This is a genomic window from Alteromonas sp. ISO5, from assembly GCF_058105165.1.
Genome location: NZ_CM176572.1, coordinates 2,326,862 through 2,349,918 on the forward strand (window position 1 = coordinate 2,326,862; position 23,057 = coordinate 2,349,918).

17 protein-coding genes and 2 pseudogenes are annotated in these 23,057 nt (G+C 48.3%); 12 read left to right on the plus strand and 7 right to left on the minus strand.

Features of this window, described 5'->3' with window-relative positions:
• The 5 genes from AC2T0J_RS10575 to xylB form a co-directional block, all read right to left on the minus strand.
• A complete protein-coding gene (locus AC2T0J_RS10575; RefSeq protein ID WP_489810097.1) occupies positions 1 to 372 on the minus strand; it encodes a tryptophan 7-halogenase in 372 nt (123 codons plus the stop codon).
• Between the two features lie 277 nt (positions 373 to 649).
• Positions 650 to 2,368: a glycoside hydrolase family 9 protein gene (locus AC2T0J_RS10580; protein ID WP_489810098.1), complete on the minus strand. Its 1,719-nt coding sequence runs from the start codon at positions 2,366 to 2,368 to the stop codon at positions 650 to 652.
• The gene (locus AC2T0J_RS10585; RefSeq protein WP_489810099.1) at positions 2,361 to 4,319 is read right to left on the minus strand and encodes a sialate O-acetylesterase; all 1,959 of its coding nucleotides are present in this window, start codon (positions 4,317 to 4,319) and stop codon (positions 2,361 to 2,363) included. The genes AC2T0J_RS10580 and AC2T0J_RS10585 overlap by 8 nt, the downstream gene beginning before the upstream one ends.
• A 68-nt stretch (positions 4,320 to 4,387) precedes the next feature.
• Entirely contained in the window at positions 4,388 to 5,707 is a 1,320-nt protein-coding gene (gene xylA / locus AC2T0J_RS10590) for a xylose isomerase (RefSeq protein ID WP_489810100.1), read from the minus strand.
• A gap of 110 nt (positions 5,708 to 5,817) precedes the next feature.
• Positions 5,818 to 7,275, minus strand: a complete 1,458-nt coding sequence (gene xylB, locus AC2T0J_RS10595; RefSeq protein WP_489810101.1) for a xylulokinase — start codon at positions 7,273 to 7,275, stop codon at positions 5,818 to 5,820.
• A 232-nt stretch (positions 7,276 to 7,507) separates the two neighbouring features.
• Between xylB and AC2T0J_RS10600 the strand changes: the two genes are divergently transcribed.
• The 3 genes from AC2T0J_RS10600 (at position 7,508) to AC2T0J_RS10610 (ending at position 13,503) form a co-directional block, all read left to right on the plus strand.
• Positions 7,508 to 8,710 (plus strand): XylR family transcriptional regulator, encoded by a 1,203-nt coding sequence (locus tag AC2T0J_RS10600; protein WP_489810102.1) that lies wholly within the window; start codon positions 7,508 to 7,510, stop codon positions 8,708 to 8,710.
• 255 nt (positions 8,711 to 8,965) lie between these two features.
• Entirely contained in the window at positions 8,966 to 10,642 is a 1,677-nt protein-coding gene (locus AC2T0J_RS10605; RefSeq protein ID WP_489810103.1) for a glycoside hydrolase family 43 protein, read from the plus strand.
• A 14-nt stretch (positions 10,643 to 10,656) separates the two neighbouring features.
• Entirely contained in the window at positions 10,657 to 13,503 is a 2,847-nt protein-coding gene (locus AC2T0J_RS10610) for a glycosyl hydrolase 115 family protein (protein ID WP_489810104.1), read from the plus strand.
• A gap of 88 nt (positions 13,504 to 13,591) precedes the next feature.
• Here AC2T0J_RS10610 and AC2T0J_RS10615 read toward each other — a convergent pair whose 3' ends face one another.
• On the minus strand, positions 13,592 to 14,686 hold the full coding sequence (locus AC2T0J_RS10615; protein ID WP_489810105.1) for an MBL fold metallo-hydrolase: 1,095 nt from the start codon (positions 14,684 to 14,686) through the stop codon (positions 13,592 to 13,594).
• Between the two features lie 380 nt (positions 14,687 to 15,066).
• Positions 15,067 to 15,333, minus strand: coding sequence for a hypothetical protein (locus AC2T0J_RS10620; RefSeq protein WP_489810106.1), 267 nt, complete (start codon positions 15,331 to 15,333; stop codon positions 15,067 to 15,069).
• Positions 15,334 to 15,496: 163 nt separating this feature from the next.
• On the opposite strand from AC2T0J_RS10620, the gene AC2T0J_RS10625 reads away from it, so the two are divergent.
• From AC2T0J_RS10625 to AC2T0J_RS10665, 9 genes and pseudogenes are all read left to right on the plus strand, one after another.
• Positions 15,497 to 15,739 carry a type II toxin-antitoxin system ParD family antitoxin gene (locus tag AC2T0J_RS10625; protein ID WP_489810107.1) on the plus strand — a complete coding sequence of 81 codons (243 nt, stop codon included), beginning with the start codon at positions 15,497 to 15,499 and terminating at the stop codon, positions 15,737 to 15,739.
• Positions 15,736 to 16,038, plus strand: coding sequence for a type II toxin-antitoxin system RelE/ParE family toxin (locus tag AC2T0J_RS10630; protein WP_489810108.1), 303 nt, complete (start codon positions 15,736 to 15,738; stop codon positions 16,036 to 16,038). Before AC2T0J_RS10625 ends, AC2T0J_RS10630 begins: the two co-directional genes overlap by 4 nt.
• 119 nt (positions 16,039 to 16,157) lie before the next feature.
• Positions 16,158 to 16,482, plus strand: a pseudogene (locus AC2T0J_RS10635) (IS110 family transposase); the annotation flags it as partial.
• Positions 16,478 to 16,819 (plus strand): annotated as a pseudogene (locus tag AC2T0J_RS10640) (SpoVR family protein); the annotation flags it as partial. The pseudogenes AC2T0J_RS10635 and AC2T0J_RS10640, both read left to right, overlap by 5 nt.
• 236 nt (positions 16,820 to 17,055) lie before the next feature.
• Complete coding sequence (locus tag AC2T0J_RS10645) at positions 17,056 to 17,877, plus strand: helix-turn-helix domain-containing protein (protein WP_489810109.1); 822 nt, start codon at positions 17,056 to 17,058, stop codon at positions 17,875 to 17,877.
• 182 nt (positions 17,878 to 18,059) lie between these two features.
• Complete coding sequence (locus AC2T0J_RS10650) at positions 18,060 to 20,231, plus strand: TonB-dependent siderophore receptor (RefSeq protein WP_489810110.1); 2,172 nt, start codon at positions 18,060 to 18,062, stop codon at positions 20,229 to 20,231.
• Positions 20,232 to 20,239: 8 nt separating this feature from the next.
• On the plus strand, positions 20,240 to 20,641 hold the full coding sequence (locus AC2T0J_RS10655; protein WP_489810111.1) for a cupin domain-containing protein: 402 nt from the start codon (positions 20,240 to 20,242) through the stop codon (positions 20,639 to 20,641).
• Positions 20,638 to 21,690, plus strand: coding sequence for a PepSY-associated TM helix domain-containing protein (locus AC2T0J_RS10660; protein WP_489810112.1), 1,053 nt, complete (start codon positions 20,638 to 20,640; stop codon positions 21,688 to 21,690). Before AC2T0J_RS10655 ends, AC2T0J_RS10660 begins: the two co-directional genes overlap by 4 nt.
• Complete coding sequence (locus AC2T0J_RS10665) at positions 21,636 to 22,955, plus strand: MFS transporter (protein ID WP_489810113.1); 1,320 nt, start codon at positions 21,636 to 21,638, stop codon at positions 22,953 to 22,955. Before AC2T0J_RS10660 ends, AC2T0J_RS10665 begins: the two co-directional genes overlap by 55 nt.
• Positions 22,956 to 23,057 lie beyond the last annotated feature (102 nt).

Here is a 23,057-nt window from a genome sequence, read left to right on the forward strand (position 1 = left end):
TTAAGTCACTAAACAATTCGTTATTAAAACGGCTAATGCGGCCGTTGGCCTAAAATGGTCGATTTTTTCCTGCAAGGTATCGGGAATAGCCATGTACTTACAGTACCGCCAGAACTCAGTATCCTCACGCTCGGTGGCATGATAGTGCAGGATCAGGCAATCGCGGATACGGGTGAAGTCAAAGTCCATTTCTGTGTTGTATTGGTCAATATCACTCTGGCACCGTTGTTGGAAAGGGAAGTAACTAAAGAATTTGGAGATAGCGACCTGCACCAGGTGTAAGCTGGTGGACTCCAGTGGTTTCATAAAGCCGCCAGATAACCCTACTGCCAGACAGTTCTTATGCCAGAACTTGTGCCGTTTGCCGGTCACAAAGTGAATTTGTCTGGGGTCTGCCTGGAAAGAGGCTGCTTATATTAAAGCCAATGCTGGTCTAAAAATATTCGGCGAAGGCGGGGTATCTATCAACAGAATGTTAAAAAATCACAAATTGAAAACCATATATATAGCATATAGCGACATTTCATTAGCACTTGTTTGGAGCAAAACGAAAGACTCTATTTATAGCGATGTTTCACATGGTGAGTAATGTAATGGATATCAGCGTCAGAGAGAAAGGGATAGCAAAAGTGTTATCCCTTCTAATATTTTAGTCTTCCCTCGCCAACATCGCTGCGAGTGAATAAACCAAAGGTGCATTCCAGTTTATAGTGACTTCGTTAGTTGAGTAACTACACCAACTGTCGGTATAAGAAGTTGCTGGCAAAGATGAAGGGTACCGGCAGTGATCCTGTTGACCATTCTGGGCTCCACCGGCTAAAAAGCCAGGTACTGGTTCTGCGATCCCATCAGCCTGTGACTGGCGATGATGAATAAACAGTGGTGTCTGTTCGCCATAGCCTGTGACATAGCTGTACCCGGTGGGATTTTTCCCTAATACGTAGTCCACCAGGCCGGTAAAAGCATGGTGGTAATCAGGGTTATTCGTAAGCCGGTAGGCGCTGGCCAGTATCATGGCATGGTTCATGGCGACACCATTGCTGCCCCAAACAAAATCCTGAGCGGCCATGGCAGTTCTGAATGGTGAGTTTTTGCTGGTTTTTACCAGCGTATCCGCATAATCCAGAAAACGCGTTCTAAGCAAATTATAACGCTGTGAGGGTAAAGTTCTGCGCCCCTCATCAGCGAGTAATGACAGATACGCTAATCCCATGGTGTTTGACCAGCCGGGGGTGGTTGGAGGGCCCAGATAGCGCTCTACCTGAGTGAGATAATGTTGCTCATCGGTAGCCAGAAACAACTCACTGGCGGCCCAGGCAAACTCATCTGTGAAATCGCTGTCGCCGTATTCGCCGGTTTTCACGTTGCCTTCATTGGTGTAACGAATATCCGGATGCTCTAGCGCCCATTGCCATGCCCGCTCTGCTGCGCCTAAGTAGGTATGCTGCATATCAGGATAAACGCGGGCTGCGGTGGCCATTACCGCAGCAAAATTGAGCGTAGCGGCAGTCCCCTTTGCCACCACAAAACGCTGATCGGTGGCTTGGTCTGGCATCACTGCAGGGGCAAAATTCAGGGTGGTGAGCTTGTGAAACACACCGCCATCAGCGTCCTGCATGGTAAGCATCCAGTCAAGATTCCAGCGAACTTCATCGAGAATGTCCGGCTGCGTATTTGTCGACTCAGGAATATTCCAGCGACGTTCGGCGTAAAATTTTGGGAAGTCAAGATAGGCCCGCATCAGGGTATAGGTAGAAATACCCGAATTAACAACATATTTGTTGTAGTCTCCCGCATCATACCAGCCTTTGGTACTGGCTATTATTTGTTGAGAGGCATTCAGGTTAATTACACTGGTATCCGGATGACCGGCTGCCCTGTGCCATTTTCCGGCAAAAGCCGGATCAAGCTCTATGCCTGCACGGTTATAATAGTATGCTTTGATGGTGGCGTCGTGCAGTGCGCCAAGTCGGGCAGGGGAAATTTTAAATGTGGTGTAATTATTATTACTTAGCTCCAGACGGTACAGACCAGGTTGAGTAATACTGCTGACGTCAGCGACCGAAACGACCTGATCAGCGAGAGACCAGTGCTCAGGTGAGCTGGCTGTGCCCTGCATTACCGTTTCGCCGGTCGCGGCATTCGTCACCGTAAACTCAACTGGCAGTGAACTGCGCACAATAACGTGCTTTTGCTGATCAGGTAAAAAGCCCACCTGATTCTTGTAAAAGGCAATTGTTGGGTCTGTCACCGTGTTGCCCTGAGCTGAGGGCGAAGTGTCACTGTTGTAGGCCGAGCAGCCAACCGTCGCGATTGTCAGAGATACCGCGATTGCCAGTCTGGAAAAACGTTTTACCTTATTATTCATTATTATTCCCCGCTGATGAAGGTTGCTGGTTACTGTCCGAGGGGCTGATTGTCAGGGAAAACGGTGCAGCAGGCAGACCGTTGCTGCTAAATATTCCGGGCTCCGGATTATCCGCCCAGCCATAACGAACGCTAACCGGATCACTGACCTGCTCGCTGGTTAATGCAACGGAGTTGGCATTGACTTTCGCGCTGGCCCAGTGATACTGCCCATTTTCGCCGGCAATTGCGAAACTGTATTGGAGCGGCGAGGCGGCTCGCAGACCTTCACCGGTATGACTAAATTGCACAACCACAGTCCCGCTATCCACACGCATTGAGGTAACTACCGGACCTTGGTAAGCGACGTCTTGTTCATAGGCCAGATGCCGGGCAGTTAGCGCTAATCGTTCACCTACGGCGGCTTTATTCACCGGATGAATGTCATTCCATTCGCCCACATCTATCGTCACTATCGAGGATGTATTGGCTAGCTCCGCGGCTTGTATTTGTTGATCACGCATAACTGCCCAGTTACTTTCTACAGGTTGGTTCTGGCGCTGCATGAAGTTGCTCAACTGGACGATTAAAAACGGCATATCCGGCTGTTGCCATTGGGTTCGCCAATGGTTAATCATTGCTTTGAGTTTTTCCGCGTAGTCACGGGGCGCCCCACTGTTTGACTCACCCTGATACCAAAGCGCGCCAGTGATGGGGAACCCGGTAGCCGGCGCAATCATGGCATTATATAACCCTGTCGGTTGCCAACGTATAAATGTCGAGCCAATCAGCGAGGGCATTTCGGCACCGATTTTATAACGCCATTCACCTGAAAGAGGATAACGGGCCTTATCAGTCCCTAAGAAATAAGCTTTATCTTTTACAAAACCGCTCTCGTTACCATTGGCGGTAATTCGGACTGCAATCACGTTATCACCTTTTTTCAGTATCTCCGGCGAGACGCTGTAGCGTCGTGGTGGATACTGATAACCAGTGTTGCCGACTTCATGGCCGTTAATATAGGCTATGTCTGCGTCAACAATGCGGCCTAAACGAAGTTTCACTGGCTGAGTGGGTACTTCATCCAGGTGGATAGTTTTGCGTAACCACCATACTCCGTTAAAACCTGGGCCTTTGATTGGCAGGTTGCCGGGTAGTGCGATGCGCTGCCAGTCGCTGTCATCCAGTTCCGGAGCAAACCATTTGGTCTCGGATTGCAGGCCTTTATCCTTTTGATTCAGGGTTGTATACCAGGCATCTGAACGGGCTTTGTCTTGTGCACGTGTCTGGGCATCCACCTGAGGGTCGGCGAAGCGTTCTGCTGCCGTTATTTTGTCCGGGTAGGGAGCCAGAATATCGCGGTGCATCCAGGCTTCAATCGGCGATCCACCCAGTGATGCATTAACAATCCCAACAGGCACGTTCTGGTCGAGATAAATATGTCGGGCAAAGTAATAAGCCACTGCTGATAGTTGACGAATATTTGCTTGTGTTGCCGTAAGCCATTGTCCGCCATTATAATCGTTGTTTGTACCATCAAACCGGTAGGTATCCGGAACGGTAAATTCGCGAATTAATGGAAAGTTGGCTTCTGCCACATCAAGAGGGTAAGCCTCTTCAACCCTGGCCATGGGAAGCTCCATGTTTGATTGCCCGGAGGTGAGCCATACATCGCCAAAATACAGATTGTTAATGGTAAGGGTGTCGGTACTTTTGATGATAAGTTGATGGGGGCCTCCGGCAGGCTGCGCTGGCAATTCATAGCGCCATTGACCATTAGCTGCGCTGGTTACACCGAGCAGGTTGCCATCAAAGAATACTTGAATCGGAACCTTTGAATCTGTTGTGCCAGTTAACGGGATAGGCTTATTGCGCTGTAACACCGCGTTGTCTGAAATAAGCCTGTGTAAGGTGGTGACTGCCTCAGCACATTGCGTCATCAGGCAGGTACATAGCAAAAGAATCCGAATCAAATTATATCTCCTTCAGAAACAAAAAAAGTGCAGAGAATGTCTGCACTTTTCTAAGTAAAAATAATAGCTTATCGGAAGATAACCTGGTTAACCTTGTTCTCCAGCAGTTCCTGCTTGCCCGATACCTGTTTCGGATTAAGCTGCTGTTCTGTAGCTAAGCCCGCCAGTGATTCCAGAGAAAAACCACCGTTGAGAATCTTCTCGCCCAGCTCGCCGTTCCAGCCTGCGTACCGCTTGGCTTTCGCATCGGCAATAAAATCATTTTCAAGCATCGCAGCCGCTTTCTTCAGGCCCAGAGCACAGGTATCCATACCACCAATATGACCGTGAAACAGGTCTGCAGCATCAATACTCTGACGGCGTAACTTGGTGTCGAAGTTGAAACCTCCTGAGGTGTAACCGCCGTTTTTGAGGATTTCGTAACAAATCAGGGTCATTTCTTCCACGCTGTTAGGGAACTGGTCAGTATCCCAGCCTAACTGAGCATCACCACGGTTGGCGTCAATTGAGCCAAATACACCCAACGCAAAAGCGGTCGCGATTTCATGGTGGAAAGAGTGGCCGGAAAGTGTGGCATGGTTGGCCTCAATATTCACCGCAAACTCTTTCTCCAGTCCGAACTCTTTCAGGAAGCCGTAAACAGTCGCGGTATCGTAGTCATACTGATGCTTAGTTGGTTCCTGCGGCTTAGGCTCAATAAGCAGCAAGCCGTCAAAGCCAATCTTGTGCTTATGTTCTACTACCATGTTCATAAAACGTCCGAGCTGTGCACGCTCTCGTTTCAGGTCGGTATTAAGCAGCGTTTCGTAACCTTCGCGTCCGCCCCACAATACGTAGTTAGCGCCGCCCAGGGTTTTGGTGGCATTCATCGCGTGAAATACCTGAGTTGCCGCGCGGGCGAAGATTTCGGGATCCGGATTGGTTGCCGCCCCGGACATATAGCGTGGATGACTAAAGACGTTGGCAGTGCCCCATAACAACTTCATGCCGGTAGCTTCTTGTTTGGCTGCCAGAACATCCGTCATTTCGCTGAAGTTGCGAATATAGTCGTTAACACTGTCACCTTCTGGTGCTACGTCGATGTCGTGGAAACAGTAATAGGGGGCCCCAAGCTTGGCAAAAAACTCAAAGGCCACATCGGCTTTTTGCTTAGCCCGTTCCATGGCATTGCCTGGTTGTAGCCATGGACGGTCGAAGGTATTGCCACCGAATACATCCGCACCATCCCAGCAGAAGTTGTGCCAGTAGCAGGAAGCAAAGCGCAAATGCTCTTCCATGGTTTTGCCTAACACCACTTCTTTGGGGTTATAGTGTTTGAAAGCCAGTGGGTTAGTGGACTCGGCACCTTCGTACTGAATGGGGCTGATGTCCTGGAAAAAATCCGCCATAGTTAACTCCTGAGTGGGCCGAATGGCCCGTTATAATGATAATTGCTAATACTGTGCAATCGGCGTGAATTCGACAATTATGTAAACTTCATCGACTTTTGTGTTTTTTGTTAAAGTTGTGAATTAACTGAAAAGTACAGCTCGCGAAACTGTTGGCGCCGCTGACTATAGTAGGCTTTGAGTGCAGAATCTGGCTCGTAACTGGCTACCAGTTCCGGCACCGGGCAGATATCTCTGACTGGCGTTTGCGGAGAAACGCCCATTTGGGCCAGTCTTGCCGCGCCCAGTGCTGGCCCAACGTCACCGGCTTTGCGGTAATTCATGGCAATACCACTGACGTTGGCTAGCAGTTGACGCCAGTAAGTACTTTTTACCCCGCCACCGATCAGGCTGATACCATCGACCTGAATGCCGCACCCATGCACCGCATCAATACCGTCGGCCAGCGCCATGGAAACGCCCTGCACAACGGCCTGGGCCATATGTGCCCGGGTTGTTGAGGCTGTCAGTCCAAAAAAGCCGGCTTTGGCATTGGGGTTATTGTGTGGCGTGCGCTCGCCGGTTAAATAAGGTAAAAAAAATGGTGTATTCGGGTCATCCGGCCGGGTGTTATTAACCACATCGTCAAACACTTCGGCTACTGAACTGTAGCCGGAGTTTTTGGCAAACCAGTCAAGACAGCTGGCTGCGCTTAACATGACTGACATCAGGTGCCAGCGGTGTCCAACGGCATGACAAAAGCTGTGGACGGCTGATTCCGGATCACTGCGGTAATCGTTGGTGACCGCGAAATACACACCGGAGGTGCCCAGCGATAGCATGGCCTGGCCTGCATCAATAATGCCGCAACCAACGGCTCCGGCGGCATTATCGCCCGCTCCTGCTACAACGGGAATAGCATTCATGCCCCAGCGACTGGCTACTTCTGTACGCAAATATCCGGTAATCTCATTACCTTCAAACAAGGCTGGCATGTGCTTTTCGCTTAACCCGCAGGCCATCAGCATGGATTTACTCCAGCTACGTTCACCAGTGTTCAGCCAACTGGTACCGGCCGAATCTGACATGTCTGAGGCAAATTCACCGGTAAGTTTGTAGCGTAGATAATCTTTAGGCAGAAGTACCTTATCTACCTGCTTGAACAGGTCAGGCTCGTTTTCCTTTACCCATAATAATTTGGGAGCCGTGAAGCCGGGCATCACCAGGTTACCCGTGATCACGCGCGCCTTTGCCACCGTGCTTTCCAGGGTCTTGCACTGCGATTCGCTGCGACCGTCATTCCATAGAATGGCAGGGCGTAGCACCTGACCCGCTTTATCGAGCAGGGTCGCACCATGCATTTGCCCAGCCAGGCCCAGGGCTTTTACCACCGATAAGTCGTTACGTAGCTTTAGTTCATCCAGCGTTTCACAGGTTGCTGCCCACCAATCCTTAGGGTCTTGTTCAGACCATAGTGGGTGTGGCATGGCTACCGTTAACGAAGAAGACGCTGAGTCTACCACCGTGCCACTTTCATCGGTCAAAATGGTTTTGACACCAGATGTGCCTAGATCAATACCAATATACATAATTGTTCTCATGGGAAATATTAGGGGCTTATGCTGATTGCGAAATCACTAAATCGCAATTACGAAAATTTGTTGTTTTTTTGTTAATTCGAACAAGGTGTATTAGTATGCTCTGAAACAAGAAATATCGTAAAAAAAAGTTATTTAATTTAAATAAAGTGGTTAATCAGTATACAGATTTTGAGTGTGACATTAATCGCTATGGGCACAACCGGCAAGCACGGAGCAATTTATGTTTGATAATAAACACAGTATTACGCTTTTATTCAATGCCAATAAAATCTACGACCGACGTATTATTGCGGGCGTGGGAGATTACCTGCAAACGTCTAAGGTTGACTGGGATCTGTATCTGGAAGAAGACTTTATGGCGCGCCTGGATCATCTTGATGAATGGAGCGGCGACGGTATTATTGCCGATTATGATAACCCGGAAATTCAGGCGGCCCTGCAAAAGGCTAACGTACCGGTGGTAGGCATTGGCGGTTCATATGCAAATCCGGCTGATTACCCCGATGTGCCTTATGTGGCAACTGATAATTATGCGCTGATTCAAGCCGCTTTTGAGCATCTTCGACAAAAAGGCATTCAACGTTTCGCCTTTTACGGCGCGCCGGTGAATGAGCATCATCGTTGGGCTCAGGAACGTGAAAATGCAATGCTGGAAATCACCCGTTCACAAGGTTATGAGTGTCATGTTTATCGTGGACATCCGGTTCGACCGGAGACCTGGCAGTATACAACCAAACGGCTGGCAGATTGGTTAAGAAGTTTACCCACGCCGGTGGGTATTATTGCGGTTACGGACTCACGAGCACGTCATTTGCTGCAGGTATGCGATCATATCGGCATGCTGATCCCTGATAGGATGTCAGTCATTGGCATTGACGATGATGAACTGGCCCGCTACCTGAGTCGGGTGAGTCTGAGCTCCGTACGCCAGGGCTGTTTTGAAATGGGGGTTCAGGCGGCGAAAACCCTGCATCGGATTCTTAAGGGGCATAACAAGCCGCGTAAGCCAGTGCTCATTCCGCCTGAATGTGTTGCCGAACGCCAGTCTACTGACTTTAAAGCCATTAGTGATCCGCATGTTATGCAGGCTATGCACTATATCCGTCAGAATGCGTGCCGCGGCATTAAGGTAGATCAGGTGCTTGACTACGTTGGAGTTTCACGCTCAAACCTTGAGCACCGTTTTAAAGAAGAACGTGGCCACAGTATTCACAGCGAGATCCATAACGAAAAGCTGAACCGTGCCTGCAAGATGCTGGAGAATTCTGACGAAGCAACTTCACAAATCGCCAAGATCTGTGGATATCCGTCGTTGCAGTATATGTATGCAGTCTTTAAAAAGCACTTCGATCAAACGCCAAAAGAATACCGCGACGCGCGGCGCGATAAGGAAGATCAGGACCTGGCATTGAAGGCTTCCTGAAAGGTATAGCAGGCAGCAGGACGGTATTATACGTCCTGCTTCCGGTAATTTGGCTCTGTCTCCCTATGCACTTTGAACATCTCTTTATTTCAATGGTTTAACTTAATACAGCGAACCATACTCTGGGCAGTTATTCGTTTACATTTAGTTCACAGAAAACGCAATTCAGGTTGGGATTTTTCATAACGCCAGCGCGTTGAAGCCTTGCTGGCTTTAACGTTAAATGCCAGTCACATTAATACACAGAGAATGTTTATGAAGCAGCGTGTTATTTTATCTTTACTGACCGGACTGTTGGTAACCGGGTGTCATTCCTCAGGCTCATCAGAGGCTGCGCAGCAGGCAATGGTGATGCCTGCAGAAGTTACCTTCGACTGGTTTAAGTATGCTACGCCGAATAACCGCCCCACGGCACCGGCCGGCGAGTTTGCCAATCCGGTTTTGCCCGGCTTCTATCCTGATCCGTCGATTACAAAAAAAGGAGAAGACTACTACCTGACTACGTCTTCTTTTAGTTATACCCCCGGTTTACCGATCCTACGCAGTAAAAATCTAACCGACTGGGAACTCGTGGGGTATGCGCTGAACCGCGAAGCGCAAATGGAATTCTCCGGTTCGCGCATATCGCGTGGCATTTTTGCGCCGACCATTCGTTACCATGATGGCCTGTTTTATATCATTACCACCTCAATAGATAATGGCGGTAATTTTATCATCACAGCCGAAGATCCGGCCGGTGAATGGTCTGATCCTATCTGGTTACCCGAAGTAGGGGGTATTGACCCGGATATCTTCTTTGATGATGATGGCCGTGTATATATTACCCACAACGAAGCACCTCCCGGAGAGCCGTTATATGAGGGGCACCGTGCTATCTGGATGTGGGAGTATGATCCGGCCAGTCAGAAAGTGTTACCTGATAGCCGCAAGCTGCTGGTCAACGGTGGCGTAGATATCAGTAAAGAACCTATCTGGATTGAAGCGCCGCATATCTACAAAGTGAATGGCTGGTATTATTTATCCTGCGCCGAGGGCGGCACCGGGCCACAACACTCCCAGGTGGTATTCAGATCCCGTTCGCTGGACAAACCTTTTGTTCCCTATGAAAACAACCCGATTCTGACTCAGCGAGATCTGAGTTGGCCACGACCCAATCCGGTGGATACTGCGGGTCACGCCGATATGATTCAGACTGACGCCGGTGAGTGGTGGGCAGTATTCCTGGGCACCCGGCCTTACGAGAACTTCCTGTATAATACTGGTCGAGATACTTTTTTACTGCCCGTGGAGTGGCGTAACGAATGGCCGCATATACTGCCGGCAAAAACGCCTATTCCACCTACCAGTCCGCGTCCGGCCGGTTCAAGCAAACAGCCAGGGACCGACTTTTATGATTGGTCAGATGAATTCAACGGCAACCAGCTCAGCGTGCGCTGGCAAACCCCGAGGGATTTCGATCGTCATTGGGTGAGTATAGAGAATGGTGTACTGGCCATGTCGCCACTGGAAAACCCGCTGTATACCAAAGAGATGGTCAGTTATGTGGGTTCCCACCAGGCTGCAGCATCGTTTGCGGCCAGCACCGAAGTAACCATAGCCAAAGCCTCAACTGCAGAGGCCGGTCTGGCGGCTTTTCAAAGTGCCGCCTACCACTATTTTCTTGGGGTACGTGGTGAACAAGGTCACTATGAGGCGTTTGTTGAACAGGTGGTTGACGGCAAGGTAACCACTGTTGCCCGCCGGGCGCTGACAACCGAAGTAGGTGAACCTGTAAAAGTGAAAGTGCACGGCGAGGGCGCATCAATCGAATTTGCTGTTGAACAGAAAGGTGAGTGGCTGGCGGTTGGCGAACCACAGGATGCTACCTGGTTGAGTACACAAAAAGCGGGTGGCTTTGTTGGCACCACTATTGGCCCGCACGCCAGAAAATAATCAGAGATAAAGGCATGATAAAGCGCTTTGTTAGTATTTTACTGTTGTGTCTCTGTACACCGGCCCTGGCGAGTGAGTATGTTGCCCATCAGTTTGCGGCAGGAGATTTCGTGGTGGCCGACAGCGCCGGAAAAAAAACGGCGACTATCTGGGTAGACAGGAAAGCCAATCCGGGGATCAGAATGGCGGCTGAATCGCTGCAGCAGGATATTAGTCGGGTAACGGGCCTCAAGCCACGCTTAACCAGCAACACAGAAAGTCTGTCGGGCCATGTGATCATTATTGGTGAGCGCGGCCAGGCTGCGCTGGTGGACAAACTGATTGCCAGTAATCAACTGACCGTACAGGCAAAAGCCCGGCAGTGGGAAGGCTATCAGCTTGATACGGTCGCCAATCCGCTCCCCGGAATTGAACAGGCCTGGGTGATCAGCGGTAACGATCGCCGAGGGGTGATTTTTGGTGTTTATGATTTAAGTGAAAAAATCGGTGTGTCGCCCTGGTATTGGTGGGCTGATGTACCGGTGGAAAAACACCAGACATTGGTCATTAAGGCTGGTACGCACATCAGCGATGCACCCAAAGTAAAGTACCGCGGGATCTTCCTCAATGATGAAGCTCCAGCCCTTACCGGTATGGTTCATGAAAAGTTTGGCGGCTACAACGCCAGGTTTTATCAGCATGTGTTTGAGCTGCTGTTGCGTTTGAAATCTAATTTTTTATGGCCGGCGATGTGGAACAATGCGTTTGCCGATGACGATCCGCAAAATATGTATCTGGCCAACGATATGGGCATAGTGATGAGTACTTCGCACCACGAGCCTATGATGCGCGCCGACAAAGAGTGGAACCGCTATGGCAGTGGCCCCTGGGAATATTCTACTAACCCTGAAAAGCTCTACGAATTCTGGGTTGAAGGCGCTAAACGCTACAAAGATAAAGAGGGTATTTTTACCCTGGGAATGCGAGGGCAGGCTGATACGCCCATGAGCGAAGGTGAAAATATCGGTCTGCTGGAGAGAATTGTTCACGATCAGCGCGAAATTCTCGCTGATGTAATGGATAAGCCACTTACTGAGGTGCCCCAGGTGTGGGCGTTGTACAAAGAAGTGCAAGGCTTTTACGAACGCGGTATGCGCGTGCCGGATGATGTGACCTTACTTTGGTCTGACGATAATGCCGGGAATATCCGCCGCCTGCCGACCAAAGCCGAGCGTGAGCGCAGCGGTGGTGCCGGCGTTTACTATCATTTTGATTATGTTGGTGGCCCACGTTCTTACCGGTGGATCAATACCGTGCCACTGGGCAAGGTTTGGGAGCAGATGAATCTGGCCTGGGAATATGGCGCCGATAAAATCTGGATCACCAACGTGGGTGACTTAAAGCCGATGGAATTACCGATCAGCTTTTTCCTGGCCCAGGCCTGGGATCCGGATGAGTTTAATGCGCAGTCGGCTGCGAGTTTCACTCGCAATTGGGTTGAGCAGCAGTTTAACGGCCAGTTTACTCATGGTATCGCTGAACTGTTAACTACCTATACATTGCAAAATGGCCGTCGTAAACCAGAGTCATTGAGTCCGGATACTTACAGTGTACTTAATTACAACGAAGCCGGTCGTATCAGCCAGGAGCTGGCAGCGGCTGCAGCGCGGGCTGAGAATATCTATCAGCGTATCGGTGCCGAATACCAGGATGCCTTTTTTCAGTTGGTCGGACACCCGGTATGGGCAACCCAGGCCATATTTGAGTTAAACCATGCGCAGGCACTTAATGCGCTGTATGCCGAACAGGACCGCGCCTCCACGTCGGCTATGGCGGCTACAGTGAATGCGTGGTTTGAGCGGGATGCCGAGCTTACTGAGAGGTATCACAGTATCAAGGGCGGTAAATGGAACCGCATGATGTCGCAGCCGCATATTGGTTATGTGTACTGGAATAATCCGCCGGCCAATATTCCGCCGGTGGTGCAGACTAAAGCGCTGGCGCAACCTACGGTGGCTGACATGGGAGTTGCGGTTGAAGGCAGTCGAGCTTACTGGCCGGCAACCGGTGGACTATCGTTGCCGGAATTTACGCTCTATGGTCAGGTGAGTCGTACCTTTACCGTGTACAACCGCCAGGGCAAAGCTTTCAACTGGTCGGCGACTGCCTCACACCCGTGGATTATTCTGGGGGAAGAGGGCGGTGAGTTGCTAAAGGATACGGCCGTGGCGGTTTCCATTGATTGGTCTCAGTTAGAGGCTGGTTATCATGAGGGCACCATTACAGTTAAAGGCACCGGCTGGGGCGGCGCGAACATCAAGGTTACTGCGCACAAACCGGAACTGACTGCCAACCCGGTTAGCGGCGATTTCATTGAAGCAGACGGTTATGTGGTAATGAATGCAAGTGAGGCCAAAGTAAAGTCGACCCCGAATGGCAGCTGGCATAAGGTAGCTGTACATGGGCGTACAGGTGATGCCATGAGTGCTGCGTTGCCTGCCTATACCAGCCTGACACCCCAACAGGCGCCGGCATTGGAGTTTCCGGTATTTTTTACTTCAACCGGTGAGTTTCCGCTAACGTTACAGTTGTCACCCTCCTTGCCGTTTGATGCGGCAACGGGCATTAAGGTGGCGGTCACGCTGGATGGTGAACCTTTGGCTACACTGGCGCTGCCTTCACAAAAAGACAAGCAAGCCTGGGCACAGGGAGTGATGGATAACGTGAAAACGCTTACTACTACATTGCCCGTTACTCAGGCCGGTCGCCATCGTCTGGCGGTAAAAGCCTTGACGCCCGGCGCCGTATTGCAACGGGTAATTATAGATACCGGGAATCTCAGGCCCAGCTATCTTGGACCGCCGGAAAGACGTGCGCCCTAAACACGTAACCCATTACAACCAATAAAAATAAAGGGGTCAGAGTACATTAATGAACATCGTTAATGTACTCTGACCCCTTTATTGTCTTTTAGAAGCTTACCCGTTCCCCTTCGTTGAGAATGTGTAAGGGAATATCTGAGGCCAGGCGCTCATGCATGGTAAGCAGCCGGAACAGGGCTGAATGGGAGGTTTTATCCCCCATCTTCCAGCTGTTATTGCCATAACCCCATGGCACCATCACTTTGCAATTGAGTTCTTTTGCTGCGATGAGAGCGTCTTCCGGTGTCATATGGACTTTTCGGTACCAGGCCGGCGACTCTGCGCTGAAATAAGAAGCAATGGGCAGTAAGCACACATCAATTTCGCCGTACTTTTCTCTGATTTGCTTAAAATGGGGGGAATAGCCGGTGTCACCAGCAAAGAATAATGTGTTGCCCTGATGTTCGAGCAGCCAGCCGCCCCACAGGGTTTTGTTCTCGTCTTCATACAGATAAGGCACCAGAATACGGTTGCTAAAGTGATGGCCGGGCACAAAATGCACATTCACTTTGCCCACCGGTTTACTGGCATACCAGGCCATTTCGGTAATGTTAAAATCGCCGCTGGGAAAGTGCTCAGCAAAGCCTAAAGGAGTTAAAAAGGTAGTATCGGCGGGGAATGTCTGGATATCATCTTTGTTAAAGTGATCGTAATGGATGTGCGAATACATCACAGCATCGGTTGCATCGAGCACTGACTTGGCTGGCTGTTCTGGTTCGTTACGGTTAAAGCCAGCCGAAAGTCGAAAAGCCCAGTTTACCGGCCAGTCAAACTGATTGAATACCGGGTCGAACAGAAATTGTTGGTTATCCGGGGTGGTGATCTGAAAGCTGGCGTGGCCATACCATTTAACCGTATACCCGGTGTTGAGCGACACCGGCGTTGAATCGCCGGTATAAGTGCATTGTTCCATGGGTTCATTACATGCCAGAAGATCACTGGGCTGGTAGCAGTCTTCACTGCAGGTTACCGGGTAGTCTTTAAATTTTGGGAACAGATTAATAAAGCGATCCTGATAGCCTTCCATGCTGGAATATTTTACCACTGAGTCGGGTGGGGTTAATCGTTCTGCTTGATTATTGCTGCTACAGGCTGCAATACAAAACGTTAGCGCTGAGGCAAGCGAAAAAGCGATGTACTTCACTGGTGTTTAGATCCCTTCGAATGTTCTGACCTTCAGTTTATCAACTGATGGCCGGCGACAAACGTAAAAAGATGTAAACAAACTTAACGGCTGCGGGCGGTTAGTGAAGTTTCGCACCAGTCAAGGCCGCTTAGATAACCGGACACTAGATAGTTAGATTTGTTTAGTCCGCAAAAGACAAAGTACGTTCAACACTCTGACACTGAATTTCTGCATTTGGTCAGAAGCGGTCATTTCGATAAAGTCTACCAAGCTCACTCTAGAACCAATAATTTTGCTAAAGCGGACATTAACGCCCGCATTACCCGCAAGTCCAGAGCGAGGCACGAGCGGCAGGGTAGTCGAGTGTATATGTTATGTGCGCTTAAATAATTCCTTTTTTACGGTTTATCGAGCCTAACTTTACCGTGAGCGAATAACAAATATTGGGGAGCAGAACCGGTGAATAATACACTCCCTGAAACATGCAACATTAAGGCACCAACGACAATTGCTATTAAGTCAATATAATGAAATGGCTCTAGAATTAATGCTTTAACTGCTGCTATTAATGCAATACCTGAACACAATACGAGAAAAAAGCTCAAAGCTCTTACAACAGGGCCCAACTTTTGTATTTCGGAATATTCTTCGTCCTGAGTAGTCATAGTTTTCCCTTTGGCAACGCCCTAATTTGGCGGCACAAACGCGTGGGCTAAACTGCGAAGCAGAGCCCGCGTGTCTGTGTCCCCAACGATTGACTGTATGCGCTATTGACCTATAACGCGCAAATACCATAGTTAGGTATATATTGGTACTTGGAGAAAGCAAATGGCTAAAAATACCAGCATTACCCTTGGAGACCATTTTGATGGCTTTATTGCTAGCCAAATTCAAACTGGTCGATATGGTTCGGCGAGCGAGGTTATTCGTTCAGCTCTCCGCTTGCTAGAAACACATGAAACCAAATTAAACACTTTGCGTCAATTACTTGTAGCCGGTGAAGAAAGTGGCGAAGCTGAATACGACCTTGAGCACCTGATATCAGAACTAGATGGTGAGTTAAAAGAGTGAAACCATTTAAGTTCACTGTTCTGGCAAAGTCCGATTTAAAAAATATCGCGTTGTTTACGCAAAGGAAATGGGGCCGAGAACAGCGAAATGTATATCTTAAACAGTTCGACGATTCATTTTGGATGTTGTCTAAAAATCCTGATATCGGCAAAAGCTGCGACGAAATAAGAGAAGAATACAGAAAATTTCCGCAAGGTAGCCTCGTTATTTTTTACAAACAAACAGGTAGCCAGGAAATTCTTATCATAAGAATCCTTCATAAAAGTATCGATGCAAATCCTGTACGCTTAGGTGCATAGACACAATGACTCCCTGTGAAATGCTAGCCTCCGCATTTTCGTGGGTTAGCTGAAAGCCACCGGAGCGCCGGCCGGAGCCATAATTAGTTTGCTTAAGACTAAATCATTTGGAGGCTAGCATGAACAAACATGGCATGATTTTTATCGGTTTGGATACGCACAAAGAATTCCATGAAGTGGCGTATTGTGAAGAACAACGTGGGGCGAGTCCTATTCATTATGGTCGCATTCCGTCTTCCAAAGTCAGTGTTAAAAAGCTGCTATGTCAGTTTGAATCTGAATATCCTGGGGCGACAATTCACGTTGTTTATGAAGCTGGCTCGTGTGGCTACTGGATTTACCGTTTGATTACCAGCCTAGGGCACTGCTGTTATGTGGTAGCCCCATCTCTCTCTTATTCCTAAAAAGCCCGGGGAGCGAATTAAAACCGACCGCCGGGATGCGCGAATTTAAGCTGTTTTCCGTGGAGGATGATGCAGAGAAGCCTTATATCAGCGTGTCGGCCATTCATGATGAGCGGGGTTACCATACTATCCGCGAGAAGCTGTCCGCTCCGTATAACTTAAGTAATCTGGAACCTAACATTCAGGTGTTCGATGTGGATGTTCGCGGCGACCGTTCTCTCACTTTACGTTATGTCCCGCAAAATGGTATTTCGCTGGCCGACAGTAAAGATAAGGTCATGCTACACCTTCACCGGCTTTGGAAATTTGACGTAAAACTGGGGCAATTACAGGACGACGGCGAACCTTCTGTCATTGCCCGTTGTGTGCGACAGTAACCGGGTCGTCATGTTAAAGCGCAAACCGACACCCGGTTTGCGCTTTATGTAATAGTTGAATACTCATGAGCCTAGTGTGGCGGTGGCTGTATTTCTCCGACAAGTTCTCGGGTTATGATAGATCTAACGTGGTAGGTCACAGCGTTTTTAGCAATACCTGAGCGCTGTTAATTGGCATTGATTATTTATCTTATTTTTTTGATAATGAGAATTATTATCATTAGATGGTTTTATCAATGCGCCCCTCACATTTTTCATTACTGCCCTTTTCTCATAGCGCGGGTATTATTAACGTCAGCCAACGTCGCACCGAAGTGGAACGCTTGTCAGCCGGAGTGAAGCTGGCGTTTATCAAAAGCGGTGAGTTTGATTTAGTCGTAAATGAACAACACAAGCTAAACGTTGTCGCTGGAAAGTGTTATTGCTTGTCCAGTCAGACTGATTGGCAGCTTGAACATGACTTTTTTCAATGTGTCCCTATTGAATATGTGACGATTGATCTGCACCACGACTTTGTAAAACAAAGTATTGCCTCTTTTGCTCCTTGGCTTTCTGGGCAACAGAAATTTAAGCTTTGTGATGTCGGTTTAGATGCAAGAATGGCCGCTATCATCAGTCAACTACTCTCATGTCCATATACGAACGCCGCCAACGAACTGTTTAAGCACGCGAAGAGCCTCGAATTGGCCGGCTTAGTAGCTCAGCATATGGCGACAAAACATCGCTGTGGTGGGTCAGCCTTACCAAAGGAGATTGAGCGCCTAAATGCGCTTGTTGACTACATACGCCGCGATTTATCCCAACAGTACCCGACGCCGCGTTTAGCTAGTCTCTCGGGCTTTAATATACGTAAGTTGAACCATTTGTTTTATTTAATCTACGAATGTTCCGCCGCTGACTATATTCGTCGTTTAAAGATGGAAAAAGCGTGGGAACTCATTGTCATTGATGGTCTCGACGTCACCAATGCTGCCTTATCTATCGGCTATAGTTTAGCCCACTTCTCTACGTTGTTTCAGCGCTATTTTGGCTGCGCTCCAAGTACCCTGCGTCATTAGCCTGTAAATCTAAAACAAAAAGCCGAATTTCTAAAACTTCTTTTCTGTAATGGCGATAAGCTCAATCGCGAATAAGAATCAATCTTAAATGTCCACGTTGGTTTTGTCGTCAGGAGCGCTCATCGCAGTGAGCGCTCTCGAGTCGAAACAATGGCTTAAACAGAATTAGGAGTAAGGTATTCGTGTTGGAGCTTTCATGCGTTCACAAACAGTCCCTATTTGCTATGACTTTGGTAACTTGTGCTGTTAGTAATGCAGTACATGCCAAAGAGGCTGACGCAGATGATATCCAAGATATCGAGCGTATTGTTATTACCGCAAGTTCAGAACCTGGGACTGATATAGGTTTAAAAATCCCAGCCAAAATTTCAGAAATTCCGCAAAGCATTACCATTCTCGACGAAGACAGGCTGAATGCCCAGCGCTTGGTTACGCTCGACGACGTTATGTTAAAAGCTCCCGGTATTACTACTCAACCCGGCGTTCAATTACGTACCGCATACTATTCAAGAGGTTTTGCGATTAGCTCTATGAGCTTCGATGGCATTCCAACTTCCGGCTGGAATGAGGCCATAAATACAGAAGACATGGCTATTTATGAACGTGTAGAACTGTTACGCGGGGCATCAGGCCTGCTGCAGGGCGTAGGCGATCCTGCAGGTACAATTAATTTAGTCAGAAAGCGTCCTACCGAATCGCTATTAGTCAAAGGCGCGGTCGTTGCGGGCAGTGACAGTAATTACCGAGCGCAAGCAGATGTAGGTGGGGGACTAAATAGGGATGGGTCTTTACGTGCTCGAGCTATCACTGTTTATGAGAATAAAGACTACTTTTATGATGAAGGAGATCGAGATAAAGCCCTGTTTTATGGCACGACTGAATGGAATATCTCACCAGATACAGTATTGGCGTTAACCGCCAAGTATCAGGATACCAAGGATACAGGAGTGATGATTGGCGGGTTACCGCGCAATACTGACGGTACTTCAGTTACGCTAAGTCGATCAGCCAATACCGGTACTCGTTGGTCAGAGAGAAACTGGGAAAACGCCCAGTACTTTGTTGAGCTGAAACATTATTTCAATGACAGCTGGTATGGAAAAATCTCGGTGTCACATATTGACGGCGATAGTGATCTTTCCTACGCGAGCTTATATGGTGGCATTGACAAGCGCACAGGTGACGGCGCAATGCTAATCAATGGCGCTTATGACTTCGATAATAAAGAAACCGATTTAGATGCGTACATCACAGGAGAGTATGAATTCCTCGGAGTTTCAAATCACTTAGTTGCTGGTGTCAATTATTGGGATGCTGATGAAGGGCAAACCTCTTATGCATTAGGGGGTATTAACGGCGATACGAATATCTATCGCTATCGTGCATCGGCAATAACGGCTCCTACTTCGAAAAGCCCCACCGGAGAACAGGTTACCAGTACGCGCCAATATGGTGGTTATTTTGCTAATCGCACTTCATTGGGCTTTGATTTAACGCTTATTTTAGGTGGCCGATTAAGCTGGTGGGACACCGACGTTAATCGTCGAGCCAGTGTCGGCGGCCCCTTGTCTCCGCTCGGCGACTATGACATTGATGCCGAATTCACGCCTTATGGGGGGATCGTTTACGCGGTCAATGACCAGGTATCTGCTTATTCCAGTTATACCGCCATTTTCAATCCCCAAAGTTATCGCGATGCTGCCGGAGAAATACTTGATCCAATGACTGGCTATAACTATGAGGCTGGCCTGAAAGGGTCGTTTTATCAAGGCAATTTATACAGCGCGCTTTCACTGTTCAGAATTAAGCAAGAAGATCGCGCTCAAGTCGATCCCAACGTTCCCTGTACTGGCGGTTCTGATTGTGTGTATATCGCTAATGGGATCGTAGAAAGCGAAGGAATTGATATCGAAGTATCAGGGTCATTGACGGATAACCTTAAACTTCAGTTCGGTTACACATGGGTTAATACTGAGTATGTTCGTGATCGCAATGCTGCTGGCGATGCGACCGAAAATGAAGGGCATCCCTACGCGAGTTTCACGCCTCGACATATGCTCAAAATATGGACCTATTATACCCCCTCATATTTCAATCAAGCGCTCAGTTTAGGTGCCGGCGTTAACATTCAGAGCTCACAGTACGTAGAAAGCAGCGGCACACGCCTAAGCCAAGGGGGATACGCTGTCTTTGATGCAGACGTGCACTACACGATTAATCAACAATGGCAATTATCATTCAATATAAACAACCTGTTTGATAAAACCTATTATGCGCGACTTGGCAGTGTTGGCTGGAATAACTGGTATGGCGAGCCCAGAAATATTCAACTTACGTTGCGCGCTCAGTATTAGGTTTGGTCATGAAGCTATTACGAACCCCTTCTCCTTTTATAGCTTTATCGAAAGATAATGTGTTATCGGTGTTAGATATAGGTAATGAAAAATGGCGCGGTGCAGTAAAAAAAGTTGATGGTTATGTATTGAGCGTACTCACCATAACTGAGGATAAAATGTTGCATCCCGATTTGTGGGAACGGCATACAAACGGTGATGAGTTCCTTTATGTGATCTCAGGAGAGATTAAAATCACCTCATCCCAACCGCAGATGGCCTCTTCAGAACTTTGTAGTGGTCAGGGTTGTATCGTGCCACAAGGCGAGTGGCACAGACTCAACCTGATCACACCAGCAACGTTGTTGTTCTTAACACCTACTCAAAACACTGAGCGAAAACCTGTCGCAGACGAACTGGAAGACCGATGAAGAAACGAACCTGGATGACCTTGCATCGCTGGGTCGGATTAGTCTCTGTGCTCCCTTTTATCGGTCTTGTTATTACTGGCTTAGTATTGGTCTTATTGGCACCGATTACATCGCAACAGCAAATAACAGCGAACCAACAACGGCTTGTTTTACCGCATATGGTCAACGCTATCGAGAGGTTGACCGCTGATCGACCTGAAGCGTCAATCACTATGCTCCTTCCAGGCGCTAAGGCGGCTGATGATTGGCGTGTCCAGTTCACCGACCGCTCGACTCTTTGGTTCACCCCTGACAGCGGCGAAGTGAAAAATGAGAGTAGTGATGGGCGATTTCATTCATGGTGGCTACATGCTCACAATACGTTGCTGCTTGGGCATTACGGTCTCTATTTCGTGATCATTTCCGCTTTTTGTATTCTCGCGCTAGCGATGAGTGGCCTGTGCACGCAATCCAATTTGTATCGTACCGTTGTCGCAAAACCTACGCTGACATCTTTTCGCTACTGGCATCGTTGGTTATCGGTCGTTTTTTCCATTTTTTTGCTGATCAGCTGTGCTAGCGGGGTACTGCTGGTGGGATACAAACTTGCCTTGCAAAGACATCACGATAGGCCCACCGCTGGTATTCAGCAGCCACCTCAGGCTTCATCGGTGATTAACATCAAACCCATTGTGGCTACTTTACTAGAACAACCGCAAACCCGTGTTGTGCAAGGTGTAATGGTTTCCCACTCAGAGCCTCAAATTGTGACGGTCATGATGCTCGATCGAGAGGCGGTCTGGTGGAACAAATCAATAGCGCTTTCTTTTGATGCTAAAACGGGGGAACAGCATGTTTCTCAGCCGTCATCCGCTTTTTGGAACGTTATGGTTGCGATAAAGGCTATTCATATTGGTATTTGGGGTAGTACAGCGACCGCTTGGTTATATCTGTTTTTTGCTACCGTCATGTTGTTTTCGATCGGCACCGGTTTAGTGCTCTGGGGACAACGTTGTTGGCGCGTAAACAATCGCTATTTAAATTCTTCGATGCAGAGCAAATATTTATGAAATATCAACATATGGATTTTAGGACTTGCACCAGCTTGGTCGCTGTTGGCTTACTGTATATTTGTCAGGGACTGCCATTGGGTTTAGCGATGGACTTTCTGCCGACTTACTTAAAAATACAAGGCGCCGATCTGCAACTACTCAGTTGGTTACCTATCATAGGCTTACCTTGGATAATAAAGTTCTTATGGGCACCATTTGTTGATAACCACTGGTACCGCAAACTGGGTAAACGCAAAAGTTGGATTTTGCCGATGCAAGCCAGCATTACGCTACTGCTAGCGATTGTCGCTTTTCTGAAAATTAATGAGAGTAATCTAGCATTATTGATCACCTTGTTCCTGCTGATGTCTATGGCGGCTGCGACACAGGATATTGCAACCGACGGCTATTTAGCGGAACGCTTTGATCGCGCTTTGCTGCCAGTTGCCAACGCGGTACAGGTGTCCAGTACATTAATCGGTTTTTTTATTGGTGGCGGTTTAGCGCTGATGCTCGTTAGCAAACTGGGTACAACGTTGGGGCTATTATCATTGTCACTCATTCCACTCGTCGGAATGCTCTTGTCGTTGTTGATGCCAAATAAACGCGCACCGGTGATACGTGCACGACATGATAAAACAGCTAAAACGACATCAGCAAGTTTACTCGGTTTTTTCGTCCGCAAAGGCGCGACCATGATTGTTTTGTTTGCTGTCATTTCGTCAGTGCTTGCGGTGGGCGGATTTTCTTTAGGGAAACTATTTTTGGCATCGCGAGATTGGAATACCTTTGAAATTGGTCAATTAGCGATGTTTAGTGGTGGGGTGACTATTTTCTTTGGTTGTGGGCTGGTTGCTTTAGCGATTCGCCGGTTTGGTATTAGGCCACTCGCTGTTATTAGCGTTAGTATGGCTATACTGGGAGCCTTAACCTGGTTAACGCTTATTTCTGGTTATCTCACACTCGACAAGCAATCGGTCTATGTTGCGGTTGCATTTGGTGCCCTTGCGACAGGTGGAATGTCAGTTTGCGTGATGACCATGGCCGCGCAATTTGCGTCATACGGCAAGCAAAGTGGTACAGATATGACGGCCGTACAAAGTGCCAGAGATCTCGGTGAAATGACAGCCTCATCGGGAGCTATCTCAATTGCTGCTGCAATAGGCTTTTCCAACACTTTTACCATATGGCTGATACTGGGAATCATTGCTCTGTTTTGCCTATTTATCTATCGTTATGAGGCGGTTTCGGTAAAGTACGATACCGGTTACCAGGGAAACTGAAATTTAATAAATTGCCGCGCAGGGATGCAGAGTGGCAAATCGACACGCGTCCCTGTAATGCCTTGGAATTGAGAAAGCGGGTATATGTGATACCTGCTTTCG